This window comes from Salinispora vitiensis (assembly GCF_000378825.1).
Lineage (GTDB): Bacteria > Actinomycetota > Actinomycetes > Mycobacteriales > Micromonosporaceae > Micromonospora > Micromonospora vitiensis.
Window position 1 is genome coordinate 4652608 of the sequence record NZ_KB900388.1, and the last position, 13974, is coordinate 4666581.

General features: G+C 66.0%; 12 protein-coding genes. 7 read left to right on the forward strand and 5 right to left on the reverse strand.

Annotation, left to right across the window (positions count from 1 at the left end):
• The first annotated feature begins 5 nt into the window (after positions 1 to 5).
• The 6 genes from SALPAC2_RS25505 (at position 6) to SALPAC2_RS0122150 (ending at position 5262) form a co-directional block, all read left to right on the forward strand.
• Positions 6 to 644, forward strand: a complete 639-nt coding sequence (locus SALPAC2_RS25505) for a hypothetical protein (RefSeq protein WP_018218806.1) — start codon at positions 6 to 8, stop codon at positions 642 to 644.
• On the forward strand, positions 641 to 1429 hold the full coding sequence (locus tag SALPAC2_RS25285) for a hypothetical protein (RefSeq protein ID WP_018218807.1): 789 nt from the start codon (positions 641 to 643) through the stop codon (positions 1427 to 1429). Before SALPAC2_RS25505 ends, SALPAC2_RS25285 begins: the two co-directional genes overlap by 4 nt.
• 17 nt (positions 1430 to 1446) lie before the next feature.
• Positions 1447 to 2346, forward strand: a complete 900-nt coding sequence (locus SALPAC2_RS0122140) for an ABC transporter ATP-binding protein (protein WP_018218808.1) — start codon at positions 1447 to 1449, stop codon at positions 2344 to 2346.
• 234 nt (positions 2347 to 2580) lie between these two features.
• A complete protein-coding gene (locus tag SALPAC2_RS28110; protein ID WP_018218809.1) occupies positions 2581 to 2916 on the forward strand; it encodes a hypothetical protein in 336 nt (111 codons plus the stop codon).
• A 21-nt stretch (positions 2917 to 2937) separates the two neighbouring features.
• Positions 2938 to 4443 carry a site-specific DNA-methyltransferase gene (locus tag SALPAC2_RS25290; protein WP_263404668.1) on the forward strand — a complete coding sequence of 502 codons (1506 nt, stop codon included), beginning with the start codon at positions 2938 to 2940 and terminating at the stop codon, positions 4441 to 4443.
• Between the two features lie 3 nt (positions 4444 to 4446).
• A complete protein-coding gene (locus tag SALPAC2_RS0122150; RefSeq protein ID WP_018218811.1) occupies positions 4447 to 5262 on the forward strand; it encodes a hypothetical protein in 816 nt (271 codons plus the stop codon).
• A 103-nt stretch (positions 5263 to 5365) separates the two neighbouring features.
• Here the strand turns inward: SALPAC2_RS0122150 and SALPAC2_RS0122155 are convergent, their stop codons facing one another.
• The 4 genes from SALPAC2_RS0122155 to SALPAC2_RS0122175 all read right to left on the reverse strand — a co-directional run bounded on the left by SALPAC2_RS0122155 (position 5366) and on the right by SALPAC2_RS0122175 (position 9590).
• The gene (locus tag SALPAC2_RS0122155; protein ID WP_018218812.1) at positions 5366 to 5776 is read right to left on the reverse strand and encodes a hypothetical protein; all 411 of its coding nucleotides are present in this window, start codon (positions 5774 to 5776) and stop codon (positions 5366 to 5368) included.
• A gap of 261 nt (positions 5777 to 6037) precedes the next feature.
• Positions 6038 to 7219: an MAB_1171c family putative transporter gene (locus tag SALPAC2_RS0122165; RefSeq protein ID WP_018218814.1), complete on the reverse strand. Its 1182-nt coding sequence runs from the start codon at positions 7217 to 7219 to the stop codon at positions 6038 to 6040.
• A complete protein-coding gene (locus SALPAC2_RS27110; RefSeq protein ID WP_223874904.1) occupies positions 7216 to 7737 on the reverse strand; it encodes an ImmA/IrrE family metallo-endopeptidase in 522 nt (173 codons plus the stop codon). Before SALPAC2_RS27110 ends, SALPAC2_RS0122165 begins: the two co-directional genes overlap by 4 nt.
• Before the next feature lie 416 nt (positions 7738 to 8153).
• Positions 8154 to 9590 carry an MFS transporter gene (locus tag SALPAC2_RS0122175; protein WP_018218816.1) on the reverse strand — a complete coding sequence of 479 codons (1437 nt, stop codon included), beginning with the start codon at positions 9588 to 9590 and terminating at the stop codon, positions 8154 to 8156.
• Between the two features lie 610 nt (positions 9591 to 10200).
• Between SALPAC2_RS0122175 and SALPAC2_RS25295 the strand changes: the two genes are divergently transcribed.
• Positions 10201 to 11883: an alpha-keto acid decarboxylase family protein gene (locus tag SALPAC2_RS25295; RefSeq protein ID WP_080637018.1), complete on the forward strand. Its 1683-nt coding sequence runs from the start codon at positions 10201 to 10203 to the stop codon at positions 11881 to 11883.
• A gap of 35 nt (positions 11884 to 11918) precedes the next feature.
• On the opposite strand, the gene SALPAC2_RS0122190 is transcribed toward SALPAC2_RS25295, so the two are convergent.
• Positions 11919 to 13829 carry an ABC transporter ATP-binding protein gene (locus SALPAC2_RS0122190; RefSeq protein WP_018218818.1) on the reverse strand — a complete coding sequence of 637 codons (1911 nt, stop codon included), beginning with the start codon at positions 13827 to 13829 and terminating at the stop codon, positions 11919 to 11921.
• Positions 13830 to 13974 lie beyond the last annotated feature (145 nt).

Below are 13974 nucleotides of genomic sequence, written 5' to 3' on the forward strand. Positions count from 1 at the left end.
CTGTTGTGACAGGAGTAGAGATCTGGGGATTCGAGGCCAGGCGCTGCGGCGTCGCCGGCCTCACGCTGCCCTGGCTGGCCACCGGTGGAATCATCGCCGCCTCCATATCCGCGGCCGCCGCGAAGGCCGGTACGGCCGACGCGGTCGGTCTGGGAATGGTCAGGCTGGTGGCGATGGCCTTTCCGATCACGGCGGGAATCGCCGCCGTCGCCGCCGTCGGGCGGGAGCGCATGCCGGAGCTGCAGTCCACTATGCCCACCCCCTATCCACGGACGGTGCTGCGTCGCCTCGTCGTGGTGACCGCCGTGACTCTGCTGGCCGCTGCCGCGCTGATCGTCGTGCTGATCGCGCGAGGCCAGTGGAATCATCCGGCGCACGGTGTCGCGGCCATCCTGGTGCCGCTCGGCCCCGCGCTGCTGTTCATCGGCGCCGGCGCCTGGGCCACCGCCAGGTTGCGCTCGGTTGGTGGCGCCTCGGCGGTGGTGATCGGCTTTTGGTTCCTGCAGATCTTCTACCTCGACCGCTTCATCGGGGTGTGGCAGGTCAACCGGGCGCTGCTCTCCGTCGCCGGTGTCGCGCTCGCGGTCCTGGCCCTGCGCAGGCTCGGCGTCTCCGAGCGGCTCATCACCGGGAGCCGGGAATGAGCCGCCTGCTGGGCTCGGCGTGGACCGGCGCGATCAGGTACGAGTTCCTGATGGCGGCGCGCCGCAAGGTGGTGTGGCTGGCGGTGCTGCCGCTGCTCGCGATCGGACTGCTCCTCCAGATGCTGTCGCCGGAGTCGGCCGAGCCGCACACCGCGGCTGCCCGCGTCGGTGCCTGGTCACTGACCATGAACCTGTTGGTGGTGGTCGGGCTGGGCGTCGCTCTGGCCGACCGGTTCACGGGCACCACCCGGAGGGGTCTCAACGAGTTGCTGCTCGCGACCCCGTCGAGACTGGCGGCGCGCATGCTCGGCTCGCTTGCCGGCAGCCTCGCCGCGGCGCTCGCGCCCGTGGCCGTAACCATGGTCGTGGTGGGGGTCGTGTTCACCCTCACCAGTGGTGACGTCTCCACCCTCGGGTGGGCCGTGATCGCCTTCTGCACGGTCAACGTGCCCAGCGCCCTGCTACTGACCACTTTCGCGGCGACGCTGGGACTGGTGCTGCCGATGGCGGTGGTCCGGATGACCGCCGTGGCCGGCTGGTTCTGGGCCACCCTGCTCAGCACCAGCATCGTGCCCATCCCCACCATCACCGGAACGCTGCTGTCCCCACTGGGCGACTATGTCGCGGGTGGTTGGCTGCACACCCCGACCCTCTGGGCCGGCGAGGGCGCCTTCGCCGCTCCCGCCCCCTCCTTCACCACCGCCGCCGTCAACCTCCTCCTCGTGGTGGCGATGAGCGCAGTGCTGTTCACCGCGTCGTGCGCGCTCGCCCGACGCCGCCTTTGACGCCGACCGGAGACCTGATGGACATCGAGATCACGGATCTGACCAAGACCTTTAAGGGCGACGCGCGCGCCCTGGACCAACTTTCCCTGTCGCTGGCACCCGGCATGATCGGGCTGCTCGGTGCCAATGGGGCCGGCAAGACCACTCTGATGCGCATCATCACGGGCTTGATCAGCCCGACGTCCGGCCGGGTGATCGTGGGTGGCCACGACGTGGCCACCGGGCCGGGCCGGCAGGCGGTCCGCCGAGTGCTCGGCTACCTGCCACAGGACCTGGACCTGTATCCCGACCTGAACGCGCGTGAGTTCCTCGACTACGTGGCCCTGCTCAAGGGCATCGACGACAAGCGGGTCCGCCGCAGCCAGGTCGGGTCACTGCTCGAACGGGTGGCGCTGACCGAGCACGCCAACCGCCGGGTACGCGGCTTCTCCGGAGGCATGCGACGTCGCCTCGGCATTGCGCAGGCTCTGCTCGGCGACCCAAAGCTGATCATCGTCGACGAGCCCACCGCCGGCCTGGACCCGGAGGAGCGGATGCGGTTCCGCACCCTGCTCGCCGGCCTCGGGGGCGACCGGACGGTCATCTTGTCCACCCACATTCTCGATGACGTGGCACAGACCTGTCCGGCGGTGGCGGTGCTCAACGCCGGCCGCCTGGCTTACCACGGAAGCACCAACGGTCTGGTCGAAGCCGCTGATGGCAGGACGTTCAGCCTGCACACCACCGGCGCCCCGCCGGCCGGTGACCTGACGGTGGTCAATGCGCAGGCCGCGTCGGGTGGCATGCTTTACCGCTTCGTCACCGAGACTCCGCCCGTCGGGGCGGAGGCGGTGGCGCCGAGCTTGGAGGACGGCTATGTCGCCCTGATGCGAACGTCTCGTGCGCGTCCGCAGGAAGTGGCGCGGGACCGACGATGAGACTCTCGATTTCCGGTACGCGGACCCGCGCCCAGGTCGGAGCCGGCGTCGTGGTCGCCGGTGGCGTGGTGTCCCACATGCGAGCTCGAATGCGAGATCATTAATCTCGGGAAGAGCCTCCGGTCCGAGCCGTGCCAACCGCAGGGTCGAGGTGCGGCGGTTACTTCGCGACCGGGCCGCAGCGCTCGCGGCGCTGAAACCGACCCTGCGACACCGACGACCGAGGAAAGCCCCGTGGACGAGCTGAGGATGCAGTCGCCGTTCCTGACCGACCAGAACATCGACAAGATCGTCGAGCTGTTCCCAGCGGTCGTCACCGAGGGGCGCGATGGCACGCGGATGATCGATTTCGACCTGCTCCGTCAGGAGCTGTCGGGCCATGCGGTCGAGGGTCCGCAGGAGCGCTACCAGCTCAACTGGCCGGGTAAGCGAGAAGCGCTCCTCGCCGCGAACGCGCCGGTCGCCAAGACGCTGCGTCCGGTCCGGGGCGAGTCGGCCGACTTTGATACCACGCGGAACATCTTCATCGAGGGTGACAACCTTGACGTGCTCAAGTTGCTTCAGGATTAGTACCTCGGCAAGATCAAGATCATCTACATCGACCCGCCGTACAACACGGGAAACGACTTCATCTACGACGACGACTTTACGGAGAGCTCCGCGGAGTACCTCGCGAAATCCGGGCAGGTCGACGCCGCCGGAAACCGTCTGATCGCGAACACCGAGTCGAATGGACGGTTCCACTCCGACTGGCTCAGCATGATGTACCCGCGCCTCAAGCTCGCGCGGAACCTGCTGACCGACGACGGGGTGATCTTCATGTCGATCGACGACAACGAGGTCGACAACCTCAAGAAGATCGGCTCGGAGATCTTCGGGCAGCAGAACTTCGTCGCGCAGATCATCTGGCAGAAGGTGTACGCGTTGAAGAACTCGGCGCGGTGGTTCTCCGCGGACCACGACTACATCGTGGTATTCGCCCGTAACAAGGAGCTCTGGCAGCCCCAGCAGCTCGCGCGCACCGGGGATATGGAGGCGCGGTACAAGAACCCCGACAGCGATCCAAGGGGTCCGTGGAAGGCCGAGAACATGTCGGCGCGGAACAGGTATAACGCAGGCGTCTACCCAATCACGGCCCCGTCGGGGCGCCTTATCGAAGGCCCTCCGCGGGGCAGTTACTGGCGAATATCCAGGCAGAAGTTCGCCGAGCTCGACGCGGACAACCGAATCTGGTGGGGCGCGGACGGGAACAACACCCCGGCGGTGAAGCGGTTCCTCTCCGAGGTCGCAGCCGGCCGGACCCCCCGGACGCTGTGGTCCTATGCGGAGGTGGGGCACACCCAGGATGCCAAGAAGGCCCTGCTGAAGTACGTCCCGTTCGAGAATACGGCGAATGTGCTCAATTCTGTCAAGCCGGTCGAGCTGATCCAGCGGATCCTGCAGCTCGCGGGCCGGCCGCATGACGGCGATATCGTCCTGGACTTCTTCGGCGGAAGCGCGACCACCGCTCACGCCGTCCTCCAGCAGAACCTGGCCGACGGTGGCAACAGGCGCTTCATCAGCGTCCAGATCCACGAGCCGCTGCCGGTCGCGGAGCCCGCCTTCGGTTCGATTTTCGAGATGGGACTCACCCGGGTCAGGAACCTCGCGGCGGAGATCGGGAGCCTGGAAGACACCTCCAGAAACCTCGACCTGGGCTTCCGCGTCCTCAGGGTTGACTCGACGAACCTCTCCGACCTGCTGCGCACCCCGGACGAGCTTGGCCAGGACGAACTCGACCTCTTCGCGGAGAGCGTGCAGCCCGACCGGACCGGCGAAGATCTTCTCTTTCAGGTCCTCCTCGACTGGGGCCTGGAGCTGACGATGCCTATCGCGCTGACGCTCATTGATGACCACGAGGTGTTCGTCGTCGAGAACGGCGTCCTGATCGCCTGCTTCGAGGCGAAGGTGGGTCCTGCCGTGGTGCGCGAGATGGCGCGCAGGCAGCCGCTGCGTGCCGTATTCCGGGACTCGGGCTTCGCCACGGACGCCGGTCGGATCAACGCCGAGCAGGTGTTCGCCGAGGTCTCGCCCGCGACCGCGGTAAGGGCGATCTGACCGATGAAACTTCGGTTCAAGGTCCAGCGGTACCAGACCGATGCGGTGGATGCGGTGGTGGACTGCTTCGCCGGGCAGCCTCGTGGCGAAGGGGTGTCGCATCGAATCGACCCGGGGCGTCCGGCCAATTCCGCTCGACCAGCGCTGGAGTTCTCGGACTCGGGGCTGCGGAACTCGGTCGCGGACTGCATCTGGCCGCTGGTCGATGCCCTCAACCTGGATACCACGCCCATCACCGACGCCCGCAAGCCCAAGCGAATTCCCCTGAATGAGGAGAACTTCGCCAAGGAGGAGTTCGGAGAACTCTGGGATCGGATTAATCACAAGGTCGTCTACCAGGTGGAGTTCGACTCCGTCGAACTGATCGACAAGTGCGTCACCGCGCTCGATGCCCAGCTCAACGTCGCGGCCATGCAGTACGTCGTGCAGTCCGGCCAGCAGCGTGCGGCCCTCGACACCGGCGAACTGGCCAGCGGCGCTGGCTTCACGGTCAACTCGACGAGCACGCGGACGGACCCGGTCTCGGCATCGTCGCGGGTACCCGATGACCTGCTTGGCGAGATCACGGAGCGGACCCAGTTCACCCGCCGAACAGCCGCCGCGATCCTGGGTCGCATCAGGCCGACGACCTTCGCGCAGTACCGCCAGAACCCCGGACGGTTCATCACCGAGTGCGTCCGGCTGATCAACGAGCAGAAGGCCGCGGTGGTTGTTGAAAACCTCAGCTATCACACCCTCGCCGAGCGGTACGACTTCGCCATCTTCACCGGGAGCCAGACGAAGCAGCACTTCGCCAAAGCCGGGCAGAAGCTCAGCTGATGCAGCTCGTTGCGGCCTCGTGACTGGCGCCCGTAGCCTCGTACCCCTTCTCGGGACTCAGTCCCTCGATGCTGGCGGCCTGCTCGGGATGCCAGCCACCGGCTCAGAACCTGCTTCTGGTGGGCTGGTCCGCCTGGTGCTCGCCGAAGCCGACCAGCCCAATTGTGCTAGCCAATAGGCTGACGGCGATCGCGAGGCCGAGCGTCAGGCTGGGCGGGAGCTCGGCGTCGATCGCACCCAGCACGGCCGCGTTCGTCGCGCCCGCCAGGAAGAGGACGGCCGGCCCCCACCGGGTCGGCCGCGCCGATGTGCGCAACAGGGCCAGCGCCCCGGGAATGAGCACGCCGAAAACCGCCAGCGCCCCGATAAGTGAAGTGCGTAGCGTATCCGGGTCGAGCCCTTCGGAGCGTGGTTCGGCGCCGGACAGCAGCGCGGCGCAGGAACCGATGCCGAGTAGGGCGACCAGGCAGGCGGCCGACCGGAAGATCCTCGTGTGCAAGCTGTGCAAGCGCATTTTAGTATCACTTCCGAGCTATCCGAAGACGGTGCGGAACGCGAATACAGATTAGGGGCGGACCCGCCGGAGGATCCACCCCGCGTGTCACCTCCCCGCGGGGCAAAGGCCAACCGCTCCGACGGCCTCGGTCAGCACCAGCACCGAGTCCGGCTTGCTGATCGGTTCGGTATCCGGCAGCAGCACCTGACGCACGTCGCCGGTCTTTCGAAGCTGGTCGTACTCCTGCCCGAGTCGCGCGCCGGAACGGGAATCGGGGCTTCAGCGTTCATGAACGGACTCCGCTGGGGCGGCAACCAGCCGTATCTGTGTGAAGGCGCGGGTGGTCCGGATCAGGTGGCGAATCTCGCTCTCCTCGTCGAGGGTCGGATCAGGCGGGGTTGGTCGCGCCGGCTGTGATGGTGCTGCACCAGATGCCATCGCCGTCAGCCCTGCGTGGATCCGCGCGGCCTCGACCATGGCCGCGAGATCGTCACCGACGACGCCTGTGGCGTGTGCCTGCCGGCGGGCTTCGTCGCTGATTTCCTCGCTGACGTACGGCCGCAGTGCCAGGTAAGCGTCGTAGATTTCGACCACCCGGCGGTGTAGCCGGTCTCCCGGTTTCCACCATTCCGGGCCGGCAGGTAGCTTGATCCCTGGTACGGCGTCGGTAAGGGCGCTCCACAGCGGGTGGAGCTGCTGGTATCGACGCAGGGTGCGAAACATTTTTCTGACACGGCTGACCCTGGGTCCCCACACTGGCATGGTCAGGCCGACCACAACGAGCAGTGCGCCGGTGCTGGACGAAATCGGGATGATGCCTTCCCAACGAGGTGGGCTCCATCCCAAAGTGGTCGATGCGTCGAGTAGGCGTGCCACGCAGTAGACCAGTCCGACCGAGGCACCGACGGCGGTAGTTCGTAACCCTCGGCGCAGCCACCCCGAGTCGAGGATTTCGGCGTAGGGCCAACAGATACGGACGATATCGATCAGTCCCATAGCGAATGCCGAAACATAGATGATCAGATAGGCGGCCAGCTGTGGCCGGTGGGCGTAGCTGGCTACAAAGTCGGTCGTTCGTGTCTCGGTTGGGCCGAGTTGGGTAAACAAAACGCCCAGCACTGTCACGACCACGAACAGCGACACGATGCGGCGTCTACTCCGACGGCGAGCCACCGCTGCCGGGTTTGTCCACCCCAGCAGCAGCACTTGGATCGTGACGGAGAACCCGACCACGCACAGGTGTGCAATCAGCGCGGTGATGTTGTCGATGCCGGTAATCCGATCGGCAAACCCCCAAACGACGGGAGTCGACATGGTGAATGTCGTCGCGAGCAATATGAGGGCAGCGGTAACCGCATTGCGGGAGGGAGTGGCGGCGCCCTTCCGTAGCGCGGATGACAGCCGGACCACCGCTGCCACCCAGGCGACCACAGCCAACGTGGGGTAGAAGATCTCGTTCACTTCTCACCTTCTCCCAGGGATTGCCAGATACGGGCCACGGTGGCTTCCGAAGTCGGGTCGTTGGACCCAGGCGGACCCTTGTATGTGTCTATCTGCCGGCGCAGCAGGCCGGCGATGAACTCCGCTTCCCACTCGGTGCGCTCGTCATAGCCGGAGCGGCCGAGTATCGCAGCGACCAGCTTGGGGTCAAGCTCCGGAGCCAGTAGGCGCGCGAGTTCGCTGTTGCTCAGTGCTCCGGCGAGATGGCCCGCGAGGAGGTGACCTAACTCGTGGGCAACGATGTGTCGTTGATGCAACGGGCTTGTTTGCGCATCGTAGGCAATGTAGTAGCGGTTCGGCATCGACAGCACGACACCACAAGGGGCTTGCGGAGGTAACGGCATGGGGAGCAGTGCGACCGGCCGGTCAAGATGCTCGGCAACCGCTGCGCACAGCGCCGCGGGACCATCGGCTTTCGTCGAGATCTGCAGCCCTTCGACGAATAACGTCCATCGCCGACGTTCCCGCCAACCCCTCATCGCCTTCTTTGCCTCATTCCTTGATTCCCTGTTGTCCGGGCTGCCCGGAACAGGACTGACCTCATTCCGGTCGGTCCAAGCCTCGGGTCGACATCGTGGCTCACTCACTGACGATGCTCCACTACTCATGGTGTGAATCGCCGTCCATGATCCATTACTGCCGCCATCCTGTCAGCCCCCGCGTACCTAGGGTGCCGTGACCATGAACGTTCGCGGCGTTGGATAACACGCGTGGGCCCAGTCGACTGGGCGGTGTTGCGCGGGGCAGGCGGTGGCGGGTCTTGCACGGGTGCGGCGGCGGGAGCGCTCATGGCCAAGTGCCTCGCCGCCGAGGCGCGTGCATGGCCCCCGGGGTCGCTGTCGCGCCTGGCCCGGGGCTCCGTTTCGGACAGGTGCCCGACGAGGTAACGGGTGGCTCAGGATGCCCGACTACGTCCGTGGCGGCGGCTGCCGAGGATCTCGACCAGGCTGGTGAGCAGGGCGGCGACGACGATACCGAGCGCCACGGCGAGTGCGTACCGAAGCGCGGTTGACCAGCGTCCGTCGTTGGCCCCGACCGCCGCGAACAGGGTCGCGGTGATGATCGCCAGCCCCATCGCGGATCCGACCTGCCGCATGGTGCGGTACATGCCAGCGGCGCTGCCGACGTCAGGCCGGGGCACCTCCTGGAGAGTCAGCGTGTTGTTCGGTGTGATCACGAGGCCGCCGCCGACCCCGACGACTAGTAGCGTGAACCCGTTCACGATCAAGAAGGTCATCCCGTGCAGGCCGGCGAAGGCTATCGCCATGGCGAGACTCGCCACGAGGACGATGAGTCCAATGGCCAGCAGTGGACGGCCGTAACGGTCAACCTTCCGTCCACCGAGCACGGCCCCGAGGACCGAACCGATCGCGAACGGTGCGATTGTGAGACCGGTGATCAGTGCACTGCGGTCGAGACCGTACTGCAGGTAGAAGCTGAAAATTGCCGGCAGTGGGGCAAACCCGGCGCCGATGAGGAATCCGATCAGTAGCCCTCGGCGGTACGTCCGTTGGGTGAACAGACGGAAGTCGAAGACCGGCGGGTGGCGTCGCGCCGCCGCGGTTTCCCAGGATCGGAAGGCGACGAGGACACCGATTCCGACCGGTACCAACAGCCACGGCAGCAGCCCTTTCCACTGTCCCTGTTGCAGGGCGGGCAGGATTACCAACATGATCCCGACGGCCAGCAGTAGCGTACCGACCAGATCGTGTTGGTGATTAGTCCGGCGTGTCGGTCTGCTCGGGAAGTACCGCCAGATGAGCACCGCCGCCGCGAACCCGATCGGGGCGTTGACGAGAAAGACCAGTCGCCAGCCATCGTCCGCCCCGCCCACAGCGATGACTATTCCGCCGAGCAGTGGGCCTAGGGCGGCGCCCGCGTGGGAGGTGGCACCGATTGCTCCGAAAGGGCGGCCTCGTTCCCCGGGGCGGAACAGCTCCTCCGCCAAAGCGTTGATCTGGGGGGTGAGGATACCGGCGGCGGCGCCCTGCAGGAGCCGGGCGACCACCAAGATGATGCCGGAGTTGGCGAGTCCAGCCATCATGTTGGCTGTGACGAACAAGGCGAGACCGAGGAGCAGGGTAAACCGTCGTCCCTTGGCATCGCCGAGCCGGCCGGCGGGGATGAGGACGAGCGCGAACATTAGCGAGTAGCCGGAGAAGACCCATTGGAGAATGTTGTTGTCGGTCCCCAGCGTGCGGTCGATCGATGGCAGCATCACGGTGACGGCACCGAGGTCGATCCAGGTGATGAACGAGACGGTCAGCGCAATGTTGAGGAACCGCCACGGCCGAGCGTAGGCGGCCGCTACCGGAACATTCGACCGGGACATCCTCACCGCCTGATCCTGCGACAGCACCTACCGGGACACGGTTGGGGCTGTCTGCCTAGCCCCCGACCCGCCGCCGTAGGCCCCGGCCTGATCCTGCCGCCCCTACGGCTGTCCGCGCCGTCATCGCGTCATGAAGCGGGCACCCGCGGCCCCCGGCTCGCTCCGGGCGCAGCAAGCGCAGCAGTAGCGGTGGTCGGAGGCCATCGTGATGTTTAGGGAAATTATCAACCATTGGCGGCGGAGCGGCGAGTGAATCGGCGATCGAGTCGATCCGGGGCCCAAGAGCTGAGCCGTTCGGGCCGCAGCTCAGTGACCTGCCCCGCACGCGGCATATCCGAGTCCACCGAGGCGGTGTTCGGTTAGCTGCGGCCGGCGTTGCGGCAGCTCGACAACCTGCGGGCGTGGCAGCAACTCGACACCGGCCCGCGCTGCCGCGCACCCTCGCGGCCACCGGACAGGTCAGCGCCACTGGCAGGCCGAAGGTCCGGCCGATGCTGCACCACCTGATCCGGCGCCACCGAGTTAGAGAAGCCGACCTCAAGCGCGAAACATCGAGGTTAGGGTGAGGCTGTTCCACCGCACGTATACGAAGAGTGTTTACATTGGGGGAATGTTGGGGGTGAATGGAGGGTTGGTAACAGTCGGTGACCTTTTGCTTGGTCGCCTCCATGACCTGGGCGTGCGGCATGTGTTCGGAGTGCCCGGTGAATTCACAATGGGATTCACCGGGCAGGTTTTGGCCTTCGATGGCATCGACTGGGTCGGTAGTTCCAGCGAAGTGAACGCCTGCTTCAGCGCTGATGGTTATGCGCGGGTTGCTGGTCTGGGAGTGATTGTTTCACAGTTCGGTGCGGGTGAGCTGTCGAGCGTCAATGCAATGGCTACCGCGATGGTTGAGTCGGTGCCGATCGTGTCGATCGTGATTGCCCCCTCGACGGAGGTTCTGCGGGAGCGTGCCCTGATCCGTCATTCGCTTGTGGATGGTTTTCCGGACCATTGGGTTCAGGTGGCCCGACAGGTGACCGTCGCCCAAACCTCGTTGACCCCGGAGTGTGCGCTGAGGGAGATCGACCGAGTTCTGGCCGAGTGTTGGTCACAGCAACGTCCCGTGTACATCCGGGTTCCTGCGGATGTAGCTCGAACGCCCGTCCCGCAGCCGTCGCGACGTCTCACCCGCCCGGATCCGATCTCGAACTCCGCGCAACTGGACGCGTTTGCCGTCGCTGCTCAACGGCGACTCGCAGACGCGGAGCGGCCAGCGTTGCTGGTGGGAAATATTCCGATCCGCCTAGGTCTCGGGCCTGCTGTCGCTGCGTTTGCAGCCGAGCACAATTGGCCAGTCGCCACGCAGGCGCCCGGTCGGGGGCTGTTTGACGAGTCGGACCGTCGTTTCGTCGGGGTTTATAGTGGCAGTGGGAGTCGTGATTCAATCCGGGAGGTGGTTGAAGGTGCCGACGTCCTGGTCTGCATGGGTGTCACCTTCTTCGCATGGAACGGACTTTTCGCCGTAGACCGTGATCCTGATCGGATTATAAGCTTGGAGCGGGACTCCGCAGAGGTTACCGGCACCCGGTTCGGCCCGATCTCCATGGCTGCGGCGCTGGGTCAACTGCACGAGATCGCCCCCAGTCGTGCGAGTGGTTGGCCGAGTAGCATTGCTCCATCGACTAAGTCGTCCGACCTGGGTCAGGCGGGCGCCAGGCCAATCTGTCATGAGCGGCTGTGGCCGGCCCTCCAAGAGGTTCTTCGTCCGGGGGATATCTTGGCCGGGGAGGTTGGGACATCATTCTTTGGTTTGGCAACGATGCGATTGCCGGCCGGGGTGACCGTTTTGATGGCGCCCAACTGGGGGGCGGTCGGTTATGTTGTTCCCGCGTCTTTCGGTGCTGGAGTTGCGATGCCCGAGCGGCGAGTGGTGTCGATTACCGGCGACGGGGGCCTACAGATGTCCTCGCAGGAAATTAGCCGGATGCTCAACTGTGGTCAATGCCCGATCATATTCGTGATCAACAACCGTGGCTACACCTCCGAGCGAGCAATCGGAAAAGAGGTTGGGAGAGGCTACGGGGAGGAGATACCTGATTGGCGATACCGTGATCTACCAGCGGTGTTCGCTGAGGAGGGAACCTTCTCGGTGCATATCGTCCGCACCGAGGCCGAGCTGGCCGAGATCTTAGCTGGTATCGAAGATCGCCCGAACCGGTTGATCCTCATCGAGGTGATGGTCGACCCGGCGGATGTGCCTGAAGGAATGCAGCAGTGGAGTCAAAAGGCCGCCGCGCCGCAAATCTAGCGGAGGGAGTGCGTTGCCCTGGTGCGGCATGGCGCTCACCCGTTTACCTCCGTGGGCACTGCCGACCCGACGGCGACGGTACGGTCGCCGCTGAGTAGCTGCCCCCGCGCCAGCTCCCGGTAGAGCTCGTCCTCGGCCATGAGTTGGTCGTGGGTGCCGGTCCTGCGGACGCCGCCGTTGTCCATCAGGACGATCACATCGGAGGCCGCAACGGTGGACAGCCGGTGGGCGATCACCAGCATCGTGCAGCCAACGGCGAGTTCCTCGACAGCTTCGCGCAGTGCCGCCTCGTTGACCGAGTCGAGCTGGGACGTGGCCTCATCCAGCAGCACCAGCCGGGGCCGGCTCAGCAGCAGGCGGCCGATGGCCAGCCGTTGGCGCTCGCCACCGGACAGCTGCGTTCCGCGGTCACCGATCTCGGTGTCTAGGCCGTCGGGAAGCCGGCGGACCAGGGCGCTGAGGCGGCTGGCCTCCACGACCGCGTTCAGCTGGTCGTCGTTGGTGGCCGGCGCGGTGTAGAGCAGGTTCTCGCGCAGCGTACCGGCCAGCGCCGGCGCCTCCTGCTCCACGTAGCCGATCTGGCGGCGCAGCTCGTTGAGCGGGATGTCCGCCACGTCGCGGTCGCCGAGTAGGACACGGCCCGCCTCGGGTTCGTAGAAGCGTTCGAGCAGGCCCAGGACGGTGGTCTTTCCGACGCCGGAAGGGCCCACCAGAGCCGCCTGCGCACCGGCCGGTATGTGGAAGGACACCTCACGGAGCACGGGGACGTCCTCGCGGTAGCCGAAGCTAACCTTTTCGAACGTCACCGACGAGGGCGGCCCGCCGGACGATGCGCTTGTCCCAGTGAACGGTGCGGTCGGCCCCCCGGTGAGCGGGACGGCTTCGCCGACCACGGGCACCGCGCTACCGGGTATCGGCTCGACCTCCATATCGTTCACCGTCACGATGCGCGTGGTGGCGGCTGAGGCCTTCTGTAACTGGGTGACCGCATTGACGATGTGGATGATCGGGGAGGCCAGGTACAGGATGTAGAGCAGAAAGGCCACCAGGTCGGCGGCCGAGATGCTCCCGTTGGCCACACGTACCCCACCGACGCCGAGGACAATCAGGAACGACAGCTGGACCGCGAGGCCGCTGGCGACGCCGACGACCGCGTCCAGTTTGATCGACCGGACGCCCGCCGCGTACGACGTACGGGCCCACGCACTGATCCGTTCGGACTCGCGCTCCTCGGAGACGCTGGACTTCACCGTACGGATGGCACCCAGGGCTCGCTCGAGGCCGGCGGTCATCTGCCCCAGCCCTTCCTGTGCCCGCTCCGTGGCGGTCTTGATCCGCTTCAGCGCGGGCACCACACCAACGCCGACGACCAGCAGAACCGCCAGCACCGACACCAGTTGAACCCAGTCCAGGTAGGCCATCAACGCGATCGCCCCGACGAGTGTCACCACGGCGGACACCGAGTCCAGCACGTTGGCCGTGATGACCGACCGCAGCAGGGTGGTGTCGGCTCCGGCCGTGGACAGCAGGTCGCCGGTCGAACGACGGTCGTACTCCTTCATGCGCAGCCGCAGCAGCCGGTGCACCAGGGTCAGTCGCAGTCCCAGAACCATCCGTTCGCCCGAACGCTCCAGGATGAACAACTGGATCCCGGACAGTGCGGCGCCGCCCAGCACCAGGGCGACGAGAAACAAGATGGGCCGCAGCAGGTCTGCGTCCTGACCAACCCGCTCCAGCACCTCCCGTGCGGCCAGCGGCTGGGCCAGCGCAGCGCCCGAACCGAACAAACCCAGGCTGGCACCGACGACGAGCGTTCTCCGATAGGGCCGGGCAAACCTCAGCAGCGCCTTCAAGCCAGCGGGATCGAACTGTTCCTCGACGGTGTCCGGCTGCCTTTCTGCTCCCGCCCCGACCGGACGCTCTTCGGCCATCCGTACGTCACCCATCCGGTGTTCCCCTCACCCAGCCCTCGTTCGTCAGCTCGCCAGGACAGTGCGGCCGGTACGCGTGGTGGTGGGCCATTTCCGCTTCCGCCGTACGCCGCCGTTTCGGATCACGCTAACCCACCTGAGCCAACGTGCCGGGGCAGTG

Coding starts and splice junctions, on each gene's coding strand:
- SALPAC2_RS0122150 (WP_018218811.1), top strand. CDS start 4,447: ATGAAACTTCGGTTCAAGGTCCAGCGGTACCAGACCGATGCGGTGGAT.
- SALPAC2_RS25285 (WP_018218807.1), top strand. CDS start 641: ATGAGCCGCCTGCTGGGCTCGGCGTGGACCGGCGCGATCAGGTACGAG.
- SALPAC2_RS27110 (WP_223874904.1), bottom strand. CDS start 7,737: ATGAGGGGTTGGCGGGAACGTCGGCGATGGACGTTATTCGTCGAAGGG.
- SALPAC2_RS25295 (WP_080637018.1), top strand. CDS start 10,201: ATGTTGGGGGTGAATGGAGGGTTGGTAACAGTCGGTGACCTTTTGCTT.
- SALPAC2_RS0122155 (WP_018218812.1), bottom strand. CDS start 5,776: ATGCGCTTGCACAGCTTGCACACGAGGATCTTCCGGTCGGCCGCCTGC.
- SALPAC2_RS0122140 (WP_018218808.1), top strand. CDS start 1,447: ATGGACATCGAGATCACGGATCTGACCAAGACCTTTAAGGGCGACGCG.
- SALPAC2_RS0122175 (WP_018218816.1), bottom strand. CDS start 9,590: ATGTCCCGGTCGAATGTTCCGGTAGCGGCCGCCTACGCTCGGCCGTGG.
- SALPAC2_RS0122190 (WP_018218818.1), bottom strand. CDS start 13,829: ATGGGTGACGTACGGATGGCCGAAGAGCGTCCGGTCGGGGCGGGAGCA.